This is a genomic window from Pseudomonas sp. FW306-02-D09B (genome assembly GCF_058782685.1).
On sequence record NZ_JBYSXY010000006.1, the window covers coordinates 265,283 to 278,817 of the forward strand.

The window sequence follows — 13,535 nt, forward strand, 5'->3', positions numbered from 1 at the left end:
GCTAGCTCCGATGGCGCTGCAGGAAGTCCAGTAACACCGGGAAATAGGCTTGAGGCTCTTCGTAGAACGGCATATGGCTGCTATTGGGGAAAACATGCAGCTCGGCATCCTTGAGCGCCATTTTCATACGCATCGCGCAGGCCGGCGTCTGTTCGTCATGCTGGCCGGTAGTGATCAGCACCGGCATGTCGAAATCGATCATCTGCTCGATGCGATTCCAGTTCTTGAGATTGCCGGTGTAGAGAAACTCGTTAGGGCCCTGCATCGTCACGTAAGGCCCCATGTTCCAGTTACTCAGGGAGCGTGCCAACGGCGCAGGCCATTCGTCCAGGCGGCAGACATGGCGATAGTTGAGCAGTGTGATGGCCGCCTGGTATTGGGGGTGGTTGAGGGTGCCCAAGGCTTCATGGCGTTGCATCATCGCCACAGTTTCGCTGCCTAGGGCACCGCGCAGACGCTCCAGTTCCTGGGACAAGTGCGGGATATCGCCGGCGGTATTTTCCAGAATCAGGGTTTTCACCGACTGGGGGTGATGAATGGCATATTCGATCGCCAACCAGCCGCCCCATGAGTGCCCAAGCAGGTGTATTACGCCCAGATCGAGGGCTTCGCGGACGGTTTCCACCTCCGCGACATAACGCGTAATGTCCCACAGAGATTTGTCGACAGGCTTGGCCGATGCACCAGTGCCCAGTTGATCAAAGGCGATGACGCGCAAGCCCTTGTCCTTGAGCCAACCGTGAGCATCACGTAGGTAATCGCAAGGCAAGCCCGGGCCGCCATTGAGGCAGAACAGCACCTCATGGCCGTCACCGAAGCCATAAACCGCCAGATTGTGGCCATCAACCTCCACGGTATATCGCTGGTCCGGCTCGATCTCACGCCACATTGTTACTCTCCCTGTCAAATGTCAGCCGTGCCGGGTATACGACGCCGTCGTCCCAATTCTACTGGAGGAACCGAGACCCCATAAGCTAGCAATTCTTATAGGTTTGTCTGGCAGTCCCTCGCCCAAGCGTGGCATTCTACTTGCCCGATTTCAGGATTGAAATTAATAAGGGAGCTGAATGGATGCAGACCAAGCTGTCCGACTTCAATAGTCGTCTTCTGTCCGGCAGGAATCTGGACGAACAGATGGACAATGCGTTGCTGATGGTCAAGGAGCTGGGCTTCGACGCCCTGGTTTACGACTACAGTCCTGTGCCGCTGGACCATGAGGGCGCGCTGATTACGCCTTCGGTGCTCAAACTGCGCAATACCCCCCGTGATTGGTATTCGCTCTGGTGTGGGGAGGGCTACTACCAAATCGACCCTGTCCAACATCTGGCGGTGAATGCTGTTTCACCCTTTGTCTGGTCCTATCAGCGAGATGCCGACACCATACTGCGGTCGTTCATCGGCCAGAGTCATGCGCCAGTGGTGAGCTATCTGCAGGACTCTCAGATGACTTGTGGTGTGACTGTGCCGATTCATCTACCCAAAGGCGGCTTCGCTACCCTGACAGGCCTGCGTTCAGACAGTTCCGCAAGTGCATTACAGGATGTCCGTCAGACGCTGGGAGACTTCAGTCTGATTTCTCATTCCCTGCAAGAAGTGGCCTATCCACTGCTCAACAAGGAAGTTCGTGCGAGCCCGTTCCGCCTGACCAGGCGCGAGCGTGAGTGCTTGAGTTGGGCGGCTGAAGGCCTGACCACCGTTGAGATCGCCACTCGACTGAATCGCTCATTGGCCACCATCACCCTGCATCTGACCTCGGCCATGCATAAGCTCGGTGCCAAGAATCGGGTCCAGTCAGTGGTTCGGGCTACGCACTATCGGTTGCTCGATAGCTGAAATAGGGCAAAACCTATCTTTTTCTCTAGTTATTTCGTGGCTTCGCTCCCGCTATCGTGTGCCGTATGGTTTTCAGGGGCGGCACACAAAATGGAATTTATCGGAATACGCGAAGGCTTCGCATCTTTTGGCCCGTATCGGACGTGGTATCGCATTACTGGTGACCTCGGCGATGGCCGCACTCCACTCGTGATCCTGCATGGAGGTCCGGGCTGCACGCACGATTACGTTGACGCTTTCAAGGATATTGCCACGAGTGGATATCCAGTAATTCATTACGACCAACTGGGCAATGGTCGCTCCACCCACCTACCGGAAAAAGACTCCTCGTTCTGGAACGTAGCGTTGTTTCTCGATGAGCTGGAGAATCTGCTGGATCATCTCGGCATTAGCGACAATTACGCACTCCTGGGGCAGTCCTGGGGTGGAATGCTGGCCAGCGAACATGCGGTACTTCGGCCTACGGGGCTGCGGGCATTGATTGTCGCCAACTCCCCGGCGGATATGGGTGTCTGGATCCGTGAAGCTCACCGCTTACGCCTGCTTCTACCTTACGACGTGCAGCAAACCCTCCTTAAGCATGAACGGGCCGGTACTTTGAAATCTGCCGAGTACCTTGAGGCAACACGCGTCTTTTATGATCGCCATGTCTGCCGAGTTACTCCGTGGCCAGGAGAGGTTTCCCGCACCTTTGCCCAGATCGATGCCGATCCTACCGTTTATCACGCCATGAACGGCCCCACCGAATTTCATGTGATCGGCAGCATGAAAGACTGGACCATCATTGATCGGCTATGGCAAATCAGCGTGCCGACCCTACTGATTTCTGGCCTCTACGATGAAGCGACCCCGACCGTGGTCAAACCCTACCTGGATCACATTCCGGATGTTCGCTGGGCACTGTTCGAAAACTCTAGTCATATGCCCCATGTCGAAGAGCGGATGGCTTGTATGGGGACTGTGGTGAGGTTCTTGGATGAATGTTTGTAAGAGGGGGTGTAGTGGTCAACTGATCCCGGACACGACGTTAAGTTTTTTCTCGGCCTGAGCGGGTGCCAGCCCACCGTTGAATTGATGGGGCCAAATTCAGTTGTACCGATGCATCAAAAAATGACTGATATCGCGTTGGGCCTCTTGGGCCGTTCGGTAGCCCGTGGTTGGTATCCATTCGGTTTTCAAACTCCGAAATACCCGCTCCATCGACGCATTGTCCCAGCAATCTCCCCGGCGACTCATGCTGTGGGGCATGCGATAACGCCAGAGCCGCTGGCGAAATAAACGACTCGCATACTGGGCGGATTCAACCGGTCGTCGCAACATTTTTGATCGAGATGTTTATGGGACGACCTGCAGGCTGGATGGAAGTTGACAAGACGAGGAACGATACGTTCGTCCAGATTTACGCAAGGTTGTAGCAATGGCCTTGTCTGGATTACTTGATTGACGTCAACCGTATGTGTCGACCCGCTCTGTATTCTGCGCTGAAACCGACTGTTGGTAGCGCAAGGCTTATCGCTTATGACTGAATTGATGCTGACTCACCTCGACTCACTGGGACGCGCACGAATGGTCGATGTTACGGATAAAGACGTGACGTCCCGAGAAGCAGTGGCTGAGGCATGGGTTCATATGCTTGCCGAGACCCGACAACTGATTGCCAGTGGTGCTCACCCTAAAGGTGATGTCTTTGCGGTAGCGCGGATCGCTGGCATTCAGGCGGCCAAACGCACGAGCGAGTTGATTCCGCTCTGTCATCCGCTGCTTTTGAGCAGTGTTAACGTTGAGTTGAGTTTTGAAGGTGACCAACGCGTACGCATTGTTTCTCGGTGCAAGTTGTCTGGACAGACCGGTGTCGAGATGGAGGCACTGACTGCCGCGAGTGTGGCGGCCTTGACCCTGTATGACATGTGCAAGGCCGTGGACCGGGGCATGAGTATCGAATCGGTGCGGCTGTTGGAGAAACGGGGTGGTAAAAGCGGTTGGTATCAGGCGTTGGAACAATGAAGCTGAATGTTTTGTATTTCTCGCGGTACCGCGAAACGCTGGGCCGTGACGATGAAACGATTGAAGGTGATTTCACTTCTGTCGATCAGTTGCGTCAGCACCTGATACATCGTTCCGGTGTCTGGCGGGTGCTGGCCGAACAGAACCTCATGTGTTCCCGCAACCAGGACATGTGTGGGCTCGATGAGCCGTTGATAGACGGTGATGAAGTGGGTTTTTTCCCAACCGTAACGGGAGGCTGAATCGATGATTCGAGTCCAGACAGGCAGCTTCGACCCCGGTACTGAAATCAACACGCTGCATACTTTGAGTCTTGATGTCGGCGCGGTGGTGAGCTGTGTAGGGTATGTGCGTGACTCCAGCGTCGGACGGGAAGTCGCCGGCCTGTTTCTTGAACATTACCCCGGGATGACCGAAAAGGTGCTTGGCAAGATCGCCGATGAAGCCCGACAGCGCTGGCCGTTACTTGGATTGGTGTTGATCCATCGAATCGGAGCGTTGCAACCGGGAGAGCCTATTGTGTTTGTCGGCATCAGCAGCAGTCATCGTCAGGCGGCTTTCGAGGCCTGCGCGTTCGTGATGGATTACCTGAAAACCCGCGCGCCATTCTGGAAGAAAGAACAGACGGCCGAGAGTTCCCATTGGGTCGAGGCTCGCAACAGTGATCGCGAGGCGGCGCAACGATGGGATTGACGTTTCCCTCGCTGTGAGTGAATCGTGTTCAGCTGTATTGAGAGCGAGAATCCCATGCTCTATCCGCTATTTGTGACGTTGCATCTGTTTGCCGCACTGATTTTTATCGGCACGGTGTTCTTCGAAGTCCTGTTCCTTGAAAGCATCCGCAAGCAACTGCCCGTCAAGGTCATGTTGCTGGTCGAGCAGGGGATCGGTCGACGTGCCCGCACCTTGATTCCATGGGTTCTGCTGGTATTGTTCGGCGCCGGGCTGGGGATGGTCTGGCTGCGTTATTTGCCGGTCCTTGCAACGCCGATGAGCTCATCATTCGGCACATTGCTGATGTTGAAGATCGTGGTGGCCGTCAGCGTACTGCTGCATTTCCTGGTCGCCATGTTTTTGTTCAAAAGTGGCCGAATGAGTGCTCGATACCTGCATTTCATCCATGGCAGCCTGTTCTGCCACATGGTCGTCATCGTACTGTTGGCCAAGTGGATGTTTTACCTGACGTGGTGACTGTACGTACCGGGTGTCTGTTGCGCGACAAGCACCTTGCTCGCGCTTGATACAAATCAAGGAGCATTGATCGCCAAACCCCGACACTGGCGGTCCGCAGCCAGTCTCTGAGACCCGTCATGCTCAATTTATTCCACAACCCCGGCGAGCCGAACGCTCGGTGCGATCAAGGCGTGCTCGATCCCAACTGCCATGTCGACACTGAAAAGTTCCATGACGGTATCGGCTCTCTGGATTTGCTTCGTGCATTGCGCGTCAGCCGACAGAAGTGCCGTCCGCTGTCGCTGAATGTGCAACTGCCTTCTAACCTGAAGCCTTCCTTGTGTTCCCCTCGCGATATTTCATGCGAACACAGTGGTGTCGAACACTATCTTCAGCGTCTGCAACATGAGATCGACCTCGTCGGTTGTCACCTGGGGACCGGACAGCGGGTCGAGCAGTTTCATCTGGGGGGCGGAACACCTGCCATCGCCCACTTGAGACGGCTGATGAATCACCTTCGTGGTCGATTCAACTTTCTTGGACATGAGTGCGCTGACTACAGCGTAGAAGTGGACCTTCACCATACCGATTGGTCGACCATGGGCGTGCTGCGTGATCTGGGATTCAACCATGTCAGCATCGGAGTTCCAGACATCGGTGCCGACAGCGCGATGTCGGTGGCCTGCTACCAGAACCCGGCACCGATCCATTCGCTTATCGATGCCGCTCGTACCTTCGGTTATCGATCCATCAATGTCGATCTGGGTTATGGCCATGACTGGCAGACGCCAGAAAGTTTTGCGCTGAAACTGGCAACCATCATCGAACTGGAGCCGGACCGGCTGCTGGTGTTTGATTATGCCCGGCCACCTCAACGCCATCGGCCAAAGGCCGCAGACAAAATCAGGGCATTTTGCAGCGAGGAAGATAAAGGCGCCATGCGCCGGATCTGTTTTGAACAGTTGATCGGTGCCGGTTATCACTACATTGGGCTGGGGCAGTTTGTCCGGCCCGATGACGATTTGGCGATTGCTCAGGAGCGCGGCCGATTACGTCGCAATAGTGAGGGGTTTACCCGTCACGGATATTGCGACCATATCGGGTTCGGCTTGGGCGCTATCAGTCAGATCGACGATTTGTATGCGCAAAACACCGACAAGCTGGAGCTGTATCAGCAGCAACTGGACATGGATCAATTGCCGACTAGCCGTGGCTGGCGCTGTGAGACAGGGAATCAGGTCAGGCACATGGTCGTGGAGCGCCTGGCATGTGATCTGGAGCTGGATATCCAGGCAATCGAGACGCGCTATGGACTGATTTTTCGTCAGTACTTTTCCGCCGTCTGGCCTGTGCTGGAGCAATTGACCCGTGACGGGTTGATTGAGTTGTCTGATCGTTTCATCAGTATTCTTCCGGCCGGTCGGCCGCACGTGGATGCCATCTGCAACCTGTTTGAAAAGGATTCGGGCAGTGCGGGGCATGAACCCCCATTGCGAGTGGATTGATTATGACAATCTCGTTTGATTTCAATCGTGCCCTGGTCGAAAAGTATGACCGCCCGGGGCCGCGCTATACCTCTTACCCGACTGCGCCGCAGTTTCATCAGGCGTTCGCCGTCGATGACTATCAGCGTGCCGCCTCGGACAGCAACCAGGCGGCAACGCCAAAATCGCTGTCGGTGTACATCCACATCCCGTTTTGCAAGAGCCTTTGTTATTACTGCGCCTGCAATAAAATCATTACCCGGAAAACCCACCGCGCCGAGGAGTACCTGACGTATCTCAAGCGCGAAATCGTGATGCAAGCCGCCTTGTTCGACCGCACCCGCAAACTCACACAACTGCACCTGGGTGGTGGCACGCCGACCTATTTGACCAGTGAACAGCTGGCTGAGCTGATGGACTGTCTGCACCAGGCATTTGACATGGATGATAGCGATGACCATGAGTTTTCCATTGAAGTCGACCCTCGCACCATCAGCACTGAACAGATCCAGTCGCTGCGTCGGTTGGGATTCAATCGCCTGAGCTTCGGCGTGCAGGACTTCGATCCCGATGTGCAGGCCGCGGTCAATCGTCAGCAAAGTGAAGGGCAAATTTACGCACTGGTCGCTGCTGCGCGTCAGGCGCAATTCAAGTCGATCAGCGTCGATCTTATCTACGGCCTGCCATTGCAAACCGTGAACAGTTTCGACGTCACCCTCGGCAAGATCATCGCGTTGCGCCCGGACCGGATTGCCGCCTACAGCTATGCCCATTTGCCGGAGCTGGTGCGCGCGCAAAGGCTGATTCGTCCGGCCGATATGCCGCCACCTGAGCGCAAGCTGGAGTTGCTTGAACTGACTATCCGCCGTCTGACCGAGGCCGGTTATGTCTATATCGGCATGGACCATTTCGCCTTGCCGGACGATGAGTTGGCGTTGGCCCGGGCCAATGGCACGTTGCAGCGTAATTTCCAGGGATATTCCACCCACGCCGACTGCGATTTGATCGGTCTCGGGGTGTCTTCGATCGGCAAGGTCGGCGATAGCTACAGCCAGAGCGTCAAGGAGCTTTCGCAGTATTACGCACGACTGGATCAAGGCTTGTTACCGGTCCACCGAGGTTACCGCTTGAGCGCCGACGATCAGCTTCGCCGTGAAGTGATCAGCGATCTGATGTGTCATGGCCGGATCGACTTCGGCAAGTTTGAAACGCGTCATGCCATCTGCTTTACCGAGTACTTTGCCGATGCGCTGATGCAACTGGACGAGCACGTTCGCGATGGATTGCTGGAGATTCACGAAGATGCGTTGGTGTTGTTGCCCCATGGGCATTTGATGATGCGCAGCGCGGCGATGGCGTTTGACGCCTATCTGGACGGTGATCAAAAAGGCCGGTTTTCACGCACCGTTTGAACTCCCCGGCACCGGGGACGTGTCAGCGGTGGCCAACGTGGTTGTTTTTCAGCTGTCCCAAGGTGCTCGGGGTGTCTACGGTCAGGGCTGGGAAGTCGACAACGGTTACACCTTGGGGTAGAGCGATCGGCACAAGGTCTAGTGTGAAGTGCCCTCGGCAAACTCGATTTTGTTGCCGACGTTGTACTTGCCCGAGGGCTTGTTCATCGGCAGGCGCTTGATCTCTTTGAGAGTGTTGCTGTCGTAGACAATCAGCGCACCGTCGGTGGCCCAGATACTCAGCAGCAGGTAGCGACCGTCGCGGGTGAATTCGACGTGGGCGGCGGTCTTGCCGGGCATCGGGCGTAGTGTGTGGGCGATTTCCAGGGTCTGTTTGTCGATCAGGTGAATCGCATCGTTGTCGGGACCGAAAAATACATCAGTCCAGGCATACCGCGAATTGACATGACTGCGCATGAAGAATCCTGGCCCCAGGGTCGGTATTTCCTTGATCAGTTTCCAGGTCTTGAAGTCGATGACCGAGATCAGGCCCTTGCTGATGTTCGGCGTGGCGAACACCCACTCACCGTTACGTTTCCAATACGTCCCCGACCCCAGGTGCGGCATGCCTGGCAGCGGAATGTCGGTGACCACCTTGCCACTGTCGAGGTCGATCACCTGGCCGCCCTTGGCTTTGCGCGATGTGGCCAGCAGTTGCTTGTAGTCCGGTGAAAAGGAAAAATCGTCCAGCACATCCTCTGCCTTGATCCGTCGCGGTTCAAAGTCCGGTGTGCCGGCGCAGGGCAGCTCCCAGACTTCCTTCACATCCTTGAGTGCGACGATGAAGCTGTTACGCGGCGGGGCTGTGTACACCGCGCTGACCCGCGACGCGGTACCGTCCTGACCGATCGCCGGGATCGTTTTGACCAGCGACAGATCGTGGGCATCGAGCACCACGAGATTGCCTGGCAAGTAGTTGCCCACCAGTACCCAGCGGCCATCCTTGCTCACCGCCAGGTTGCGGGTGTTGAGCCCGGCGCGGACCTCGGCGATCAGTTTCAGGTTGTGCAAGTCATACAGACTGATCCAGCCATCGCGAGAGGCCACGTAGACGAAACGTCCATCCGGCGAGAACTTCGGCCCGCCATGCACGGCAAAGCGCGAAGTAAACCGTGCCAGCACTTCAAAACGGTCACCGTCAAGGATGTCGATGTGATGATCGCCGGCTTCGACCACCACGAACAGGTTCAGTGGATCGGCGCCATGCTGAGGAGTGTCGGGCAGCTTGTTGATATCGGCGAGAATGGAATGACTGCCGCGAATGTCATCGTTACTCCAGGTGGGAGGGGTGGCGGGTGGTTGCTGAAGGTAATCCACCATCGCGTCGATCTGCGTGGGGTTGAACACGTTGGCATACCCGGTCATCTGACTCGCGGGGCGACCGTTCTGGATAACGCTGCGGATTTCGTCAGGTTTGATCCGGCTCAGACTCTCCGGCAGCAAGGCCGGCCCCGCACCGCCGAAACGGTTGGCGCCATGGCAGCTCTGGCAATGCTGTTGGTAGAGGTTGGCGGCCGCGTCGGAGGGCGGAACCGCCGCACCGGCATGAGCCGGACCGATCCACAATAATGGGGCAAGCAGCATCCGCCTCATATCGCCACCTTGCGGTGGCGTTGCAGCGCTGGGGCGGGGTAAAAACGCGCCGGGTATTCCTGTTGTTGAGTAGCGAACAGATCAACCACTTTGCCGATCACCGTCAGCGTCGGAATGCCAGGTGGGCAATCCTGCGCCAGGGTCGGTAACTGGTGCAGCCTGCCTCGAGCAACATGCTGGTCGGGCCGCGTACCGTTGCTGATCAGCGCCGCCGGCGTGTCGGCGGGCATTCCGGCCTCGATCAAGCGCTGCGCGATAATCCCAAGGTTCGATAACCCCATGTAAAACACCAGGGTCTGAGTGCTGTCTGCCAGGCTGCTCCAGGGCAGTGCCAACTCTCCATCGCGTTGCAGGTGCCCAGTGATGAAACGGCAGGAGTTGACCAGATCCCGATGGGTCAGCGGAATGCCGGCGTAAGCGCTACACCCGGAGGCGGCAGTAATGCCGGGGACCACCTGGCAATCAATGTTACGTTGCAGCAGATACTCCAACTCCTCGGCGCCACGGCCGAATATGAACGGGTCGCCACCCTTGAGCCGGACCACGCGCTGCCCCAGATCGGCGAGGTCGGCGAGTAGTTCGTTGATCTGTTCCTGGGGCAGGCTGTGGCAGCCGCTTGCCTTGCCGACGTAATGCCGGGCGCAGGTGAGGGGGATCAACGTCAGCAGCTCGGGGCTGATCAGGCGGTCGTAAACCACGGCGTCGGCTTGCATCAACAGGCTCCAGGCACGCAGGGTCAGCAAGCGTGGATCGCCGGGGCCGGCGCCGACCAGGGCAACTTCGCCCGGTCTGAACGGGGACTCAAGTGCAGCCGGTAAAATAATCGATGGATGCATGGGACGTCCTTGGTGCTTCATCAGGTGGTCCGGCCCCATCCTGTGTCAGATGGCTCGCCAGGCGGGTGCTTCAGTGCATGACGCAAGGGATGATCGTTGAGGGTGGTATGCCAATTTCTTCATCGCTGAGGTGGCAACCGGGGTCCTGGCCCCAGAGATCACCTTCGGCCCAGGCGCGGGTGCGGGTATTGCCGTTGCAGATGCTTAGCCAGCAGCATTGACCACAGCGGCCACCGACGGCCCGAGGATGCGCGCGCAGCTGCTGCAACAAGGTGTCTGGACGGTCCAGCCACAGCGTGCGAAACGGCGTGTGCCGGACATTGCCCACCGAGTGCTGCCACCAATAGGTGTCGGGGTGCACTTCACCGGTGTTGTCGATGTTGGCGATGCCACTGCCCGAGGCGTTGCCGCCCCAGGCGCGGAGCATATGTTCCAGACGCGGGTAATGTTCGGGTAGATGCAGGCCCACCCATTGCAGCAAGAGAATCGCGTCGGCATCGTTGTTGCCGCTGACAAAATCGCTGTCGCGACCGTGCTGGATGTCTTCCCAGGCCCGTTCGAAGATCAGCGTCATCGCTTCGCGGCTCATCTGCTGCCGGGCATCGAGCTGGCGGCTGCGTTTGCCTCGACCGCTGTAGTTGAGGTGCGACAGATAAAACTTCTGCACGTCGTACTCGCGCATCAACGCCAGCAGTTGGGGCAGTTGCGCATGGTTCTCCTGGGTCAATGTGGTTCGCAGACCGACGCGAATGCCTTGTTCGCGACAGAGCTGGATCGCGTGCATGGAGCGGGCGAAGCTGCCCTTCAGCTGGCGGAAGGTGTCATGGGTGGCTTCCAGGCCATCGATGCTGATCCCGACATAGTCGAACTTCGCCGCGCTGATCTGCGTGATGTTCTGCTCATCAATCAGCGTGCCATTGGTGGACAAGGCCACAAAGAAACCTTTGGCGCGGGCATAGGCGCCGAGCACAAACAGATCCTCGCGCAACAGCGGTTCCCCCCCGGAAAGAATCAGTACCTTCACACCAGCGTCGTGCAGGTCGTCAATCACGGTCAGCGCGGCGGCCGTATCCAGTTCGTCGCGAAAGACACTGTCGGCCGAGGTGGCGTAGCAGTGTTTGCAGGTCAGGTTGCAGCGCCTGAGCAGGTTCCAGATCACCACCGGCGGCCGGTTGCTGCCCGGAGGGCTGGTTCTGGGGGCAGGCACCCGGCCGGTCAGGGCGCGCAGATATTGGCTGATCCTCAACATGCAAATCTCCTTGAGCCAGCGTGTGTTCAGCGTGGTGCTGGCGGTAGCCGTAAACCGGTTTTTTTCAGGATGCGACTGCTCACCAGCATCTCGTCGGCGACACAGGCGTCGCCCAGCAAGTAGCGCAGGTGTTCGCGGTAGCTGTCGATTTCCTCGCGGCTGCGACCGTGAACCATGGCGAACAGGTTGTAGCGCCACGCGGTTCGTCGCGGGCGTCGATAACAGTGGCTGACAAAAGGCTGCGCACCGATCAGCGCACCGAGGCGCGGCATATCGGTGTCGCGCACATCCCAGACTGTCATGCCGTTGTAGCGATATCCGAGGCGATAGTGGTTGGGGACGGCGGCGATGCGTCGGATCGCGCCCTCGGCCTGCAAGCGCTTGAGCAAATCCAGGGTCGATTCGATACTCAGGTTCAGCTGTTCGGCTAGCCAGGTCCAAGGGTCGTCCAGCAGCGGCAGGCCCGCTTGGGTCAATTCGATCAGTCGGTGTGCCAGGGTGTCTTCAGACCGGGAAGTACAGACCGACATGGTAAGTCTCCTCTTTGGGCACGTTGAGCAGCGGCAAACCGGTCAGGGTTTCGATGTGCTGCAAGGTTTCGGTGATGCCTTGTTCGGTCGCGCAGCCGAGCACGAACCACATGTTCCAGGCGTGTTCGCGTCGATAGTTGTGCGCCACTTCAGGCAGGGCGTGCAGTTGCTCAGCGACCTCTTCGAACCGTTCTTCCGGCACCGCCAGCGCCGCGAGGGTGAAGGCGCCACCGAGGCGTTCGATGTCGAACATCGGACCGAAGCGCGTGAGTATTCCCTCACAGAGCAGTTCGTGGACGCGGTGGAGCAATTCAGTACTGCTGCTGTCCAGTTCGCTGGCCAGTGCCTGCCAGGGGTTACGCACCAGCGGCAGGCCCAGTTGCAAACGGTTGATCAGCCGACGGTCAAGATCATCCATGGGGCGTGGTTCCCGTTGAGGAGGCGGCAAAGCGTCCGCCGCACTGTTTAAAGACGTGGGTGCTGAACAGCAGTTGGTGGGACAGGTCGCTCAGCAAGTGTTCTTCCAGCAACGCCTGGATCTGCGCCTCGACCTGCGCGCGTTGGCGCCCGTGAACCATGCAGAAAAGGTTGTAGCGCCACTGCGGCAGGCGCCGCGGCCGTTGATAGCAGAGGGTGATACCGGGCGCTTGCCCCAGGCGTTGGCCGACTTCGTCGATCAGCGCGTCCGGAACATCCAGCACCAGCATGGCGTTGGCAGCAAAACCCAGCGCGCGATGGTTGAGCACCAGACCGACCCGCCGAAACAGCCCTTGTTCGTGCCACTGATGCATTTGCGCGAGCACCTGGTTTTCATCGGCGCTTATCCGTTCCGCGAGGGCCTGATAAGGCCGTGATACTCGCGGCAATCCGCCTTCCAGATGCCGACGTAGCGCCAGTGCCTGTTTGGGGCTCAATCCCGGCTTCATGGGCCTTCTCCCAGGGCAAAACCGAGGTTGATGCGGTAAGCGGTCAACATCGGCAGATCCAGCGGCGTGAGGCCGGTATCTTTCTCGAGTTCGTCGAGTACGCGTTCGATGTGTGGGCGATCAGGCCCGGTCAACACAAACCACAGGTTGTAGAAATGCTCCCGTGCGTAGTTGTGATTGACCTCGGGATACTGGCTGACGCGCTCGGCGACTTGTTGCAGGCGTTCGGCGGGCACGGCGAAGGCGGCGAGGGTGCTGGCCCCGGCGCGGCTGTGTTCGAACACCGGGCCGATCCGCGAGAGGGTGCCGGCCTGATCCATTGCTTGCAGGCAGGCCAGCACTTGCGCCTCGTCGCAACCGAGGACTTTGGCGATCTCTTTATACGGTTCCGGGCACAGTGGCATGTCGTGCTGGAAGCGATCGATCAGTTGGCGGCTGAGCAGGTCGAGGTTCATT

At 57.9% G+C, this 13,535-nt stretch carries 16 protein-coding genes and 2 pseudogenes; 9 read left to right on the plus strand and 9 right to left on the minus strand.

Going from position 1 to position 13,535, the window contains the following annotated elements; all coding sequences use genetic code 11:
• Window position 1: 1 nt before the first annotated feature.
• On the minus strand, window positions 2-889 hold the full coding sequence (locus tag AC3WK5_RS13130) for a proline iminopeptidase-family hydrolase (RefSeq protein WP_103315252.1): 888 nt from the start codon (window positions 887-889) through the stop codon (window positions 2-4).
• Window positions 890-1,071: 182 nt separating this feature from the next.
• Between AC3WK5_RS13130 and AC3WK5_RS13135 the strand changes: the two genes are divergently transcribed.
• Both AC3WK5_RS13135 and AC3WK5_RS13140 read left to right on the plus strand, forming a co-directional pair.
• Window positions 1,072-1,833, plus strand: coding sequence for a LuxR family transcriptional regulator (locus AC3WK5_RS13135; RefSeq protein WP_103315253.1), 762 nt, complete (start codon window positions 1,072-1,074; stop codon window positions 1,831-1,833).
• A gap of 90 nt (window positions 1,834-1,923) precedes the next feature.
• Entirely contained in the window at window positions 1,924-2,823 is a 900-nt protein-coding gene (locus tag AC3WK5_RS13140; protein ID WP_054596834.1) for a proline iminopeptidase-family hydrolase, read from the plus strand.
• A 15-nt stretch (window positions 2,824-2,838) separates the two neighbouring features.
• On the opposite strand, the pseudogene AC3WK5_RS13145 reads toward AC3WK5_RS13140, so the two are convergent.
• Window positions 2,839-3,135: pseudogene (locus AC3WK5_RS13145) on the minus strand (integrase core domain-containing protein); the annotation flags it as partial.
• Between the two features lie 228 nt (window positions 3,136-3,363).
• On the opposite strand from AC3WK5_RS13145, the gene moaC reads away from it, so the two are divergent.
• From moaC to AC3WK5_RS13180, 7 genes and pseudogenes are all read left to right on the plus strand, one after another.
• Window positions 3,364-3,837, plus strand: coding sequence for a cyclic pyranopterin monophosphate synthase MoaC (moaC, locus tag AC3WK5_RS13150; RefSeq protein WP_054598297.1), 474 nt, complete (start codon window positions 3,364-3,366; stop codon window positions 3,835-3,837).
• On the plus strand, window positions 3,834-4,079 hold the full coding sequence (locus AC3WK5_RS13155) for a MoaD/ThiS family protein (protein ID WP_054596835.1): 246 nt from the start codon (window positions 3,834-3,836) through the stop codon (window positions 4,077-4,079). Before moaC ends, AC3WK5_RS13155 begins: the two co-directional genes overlap by 4 nt.
• A 4-nt stretch (window positions 4,080-4,083) precedes the next feature.
• Entirely contained in the window at window positions 4,084-4,530 is a 447-nt protein-coding gene (moaE, locus tag AC3WK5_RS13160; RefSeq protein WP_103315254.1) for a molybdopterin synthase catalytic subunit MoaE, read from the plus strand.
• Between the two features lie 54 nt (window positions 4,531-4,584).
• On the plus strand, window positions 4,585-5,028 hold the full coding sequence (locus tag AC3WK5_RS13165) for a CopD family copper resistance protein (protein ID WP_054596837.1): 444 nt from the start codon (window positions 4,585-4,587) through the stop codon (window positions 5,026-5,028).
• A gap of 119 nt (window positions 5,029-5,147) precedes the next feature.
• Window positions 5,148-6,515, plus strand: coding sequence for an oxygen-independent coproporphyrinogen III oxidase (locus tag AC3WK5_RS13170; RefSeq protein WP_103315255.1), 1,368 nt, complete (start codon window positions 5,148-5,150; stop codon window positions 6,513-6,515).
• 2 nt (window positions 6,516-6,517) lie between these two features.
• The gene (gene hemN, locus AC3WK5_RS13175) at window positions 6,518-7,906 is read left to right on the plus strand and encodes an oxygen-independent coproporphyrinogen III oxidase (protein ID WP_054596839.1); all 1,389 of its coding nucleotides are present in this window, start codon (window positions 6,518-6,520) and stop codon (window positions 7,904-7,906) included.
• Window positions 7,907-7,922: 16 nt separating this feature from the next.
• Window positions 7,923-8,027 (plus strand): annotated as a pseudogene (locus AC3WK5_RS13180) (short-chain dehydrogenase); the annotation flags it as partial.
• A 17-nt stretch (window positions 8,028-8,044) separates the two neighbouring features.
• On the opposite strand, the gene AC3WK5_RS13185 reads toward AC3WK5_RS13180, so the two are convergent.
• The 7 genes from AC3WK5_RS13185 to AC3WK5_RS13215 all read right to left on the minus strand — a co-directional run bounded on the left by AC3WK5_RS13185 (window position 8,045) and on the right by AC3WK5_RS13215 (window position 13,534).
• Window positions 8,045-9,538 carry a cytochrome D1 domain-containing protein gene (locus AC3WK5_RS13185; protein ID WP_103315256.1) on the minus strand — a complete coding sequence of 498 codons (1,494 nt, stop codon included), beginning with the start codon at window positions 9,536-9,538 and terminating at the stop codon, window positions 8,045-8,047.
• Window positions 9,535-10,374, minus strand: coding sequence for a uroporphyrinogen-III C-methyltransferase (gene cobA, locus AC3WK5_RS13190; protein ID WP_103315257.1), 840 nt, complete (start codon window positions 10,372-10,374; stop codon window positions 9,535-9,537). Before cobA ends, AC3WK5_RS13185 begins: the two co-directional genes overlap by 4 nt.
• 70 nt (window positions 10,375-10,444) lie before the next feature.
• Window positions 10,445-11,623 carry a heme d1 biosynthesis radical SAM protein NirJ gene (gene nirJ / locus AC3WK5_RS13195; RefSeq protein ID WP_103315258.1) on the minus strand — a complete coding sequence of 393 codons (1,179 nt, stop codon included), beginning with the start codon at window positions 11,621-11,623 and terminating at the stop codon, window positions 10,445-10,447.
• 26 nt (window positions 11,624-11,649) lie between these two features.
• Window positions 11,650-12,153 (minus strand): siroheme decarboxylase subunit beta, encoded by a 504-nt coding sequence (ahbB, locus tag AC3WK5_RS13200; protein ID WP_054596843.1) that lies wholly within the window; start codon window positions 12,151-12,153, stop codon window positions 11,650-11,652.
• Window positions 12,128-12,571: an Lrp/AsnC family transcriptional regulator gene (locus AC3WK5_RS13205; RefSeq protein WP_054596844.1), complete on the minus strand. Its 444-nt coding sequence runs from the start codon at window positions 12,569-12,571 to the stop codon at window positions 12,128-12,130. Before AC3WK5_RS13205 ends, ahbB (AC3WK5_RS13200) begins: the two co-directional genes overlap by 26 nt.
• Window positions 12,564-13,079, minus strand: a complete 516-nt coding sequence (gene ahbB / locus AC3WK5_RS13210) for a siroheme decarboxylase subunit beta (protein WP_103315259.1) — start codon at window positions 13,077-13,079, stop codon at window positions 12,564-12,566. The genes AC3WK5_RS13205 and ahbB (AC3WK5_RS13210) overlap by 8 nt, the downstream gene beginning before the upstream one ends.
• Window positions 13,076-13,534 (minus strand): Lrp/AsnC family transcriptional regulator, encoded by a 459-nt coding sequence (locus AC3WK5_RS13215; RefSeq protein ID WP_054596846.1) that lies wholly within the window; start codon window positions 13,532-13,534, stop codon window positions 13,076-13,078. Before AC3WK5_RS13215 ends, ahbB (AC3WK5_RS13210) begins: the two co-directional genes overlap by 4 nt.
• Between the last annotated feature and the right edge of the window lies 1 nt (window position 13,535).

What these genes read in the sequence shown, in the direction of transcription:
- AC3WK5_RS13130 (WP_103315252.1), bottom strand. Translation starts at nt 889, where the DNA reads ATGTGGCGTGAGATCGAGCCGGACCAGCGATATACCGTGGAGGTTGAT.
- moaC (WP_054598297.1), top strand. Translation starts at nt 3,364, where the DNA reads ATGCTGACTCACCTCGACTCACTGGGACGCGCACGAATGGTCGATGTT.
- ahbB (WP_054596843.1), bottom strand. Translation starts at nt 12,153, where the DNA reads ATGTCGGTCTGTACTTCCCGGTCTGAAGACACCCTGGCACACCGACTG.
- ahbB (WP_103315259.1), bottom strand. Translation starts at nt 13,079, where the DNA reads ATGAAGCCGGGATTGAGCCCCAAACAGGCACTGGCGCTACGTCGGCAT.
- AC3WK5_RS13140 (WP_054596834.1), top strand. Translation starts at nt 1,924, where the DNA reads ATGGAATTTATCGGAATACGCGAAGGCTTCGCATCTTTTGGCCCGTAT.
- AC3WK5_RS13165 (WP_054596837.1), top strand. Translation starts at nt 4,585, where the DNA reads ATGCTCTATCCGCTATTTGTGACGTTGCATCTGTTTGCCGCACTGATT.
- moaE (WP_103315254.1), top strand. Translation starts at nt 4,084, where the DNA reads ATGATTCGAGTCCAGACAGGCAGCTTCGACCCCGGTACTGAAATCAAC.
- AC3WK5_RS13215 (WP_054596846.1), bottom strand. Translation starts at nt 13,534, where the DNA reads ATGAACCTCGACCTGCTCAGCCGCCAACTGATCGATCGCTTCCAGCAC.
- AC3WK5_RS13135 (WP_103315253.1), top strand. Translation starts at nt 1,072, where the DNA reads ATGCAGACCAAGCTGTCCGACTTCAATAGTCGTCTTCTGTCCGGCAGG.
- AC3WK5_RS13170 (WP_103315255.1), top strand. Translation starts at nt 5,148, where the DNA reads ATGCTCAATTTATTCCACAACCCCGGCGAGCCGAACGCTCGGTGCGAT.
- hemN (WP_054596839.1), top strand. Translation starts at nt 6,518, where the DNA reads ATGACAATCTCGTTTGATTTCAATCGTGCCCTGGTCGAAAAGTATGAC.
- AC3WK5_RS13185 (WP_103315256.1), bottom strand. Translation starts at nt 9,538, where the DNA reads ATGAGGCGGATGCTGCTTGCCCCATTATTGTGGATCGGTCCGGCTCAT.
- nirJ (WP_103315258.1), bottom strand. Translation starts at nt 11,623, where the DNA reads ATGTTGAGGATCAGCCAATATCTGCGCGCCCTGACCGGCCGGGTGCCT.
- AC3WK5_RS13205 (WP_054596844.1), bottom strand. Translation starts at nt 12,571, where the DNA reads ATGGATGATCTTGACCGTCGGCTGATCAACCGTTTGCAACTGGGCCTG.
- cobA (WP_103315257.1), bottom strand. Translation starts at nt 10,374, where the DNA reads ATGCATCCATCGATTATTTTACCGGCTGCACTTGAGTCCCCGTTCAGA.
- AC3WK5_RS13155 (WP_054596835.1), top strand. Translation starts at nt 3,834, where the DNA reads ATGAAGCTGAATGTTTTGTATTTCTCGCGGTACCGCGAAACGCTGGGC.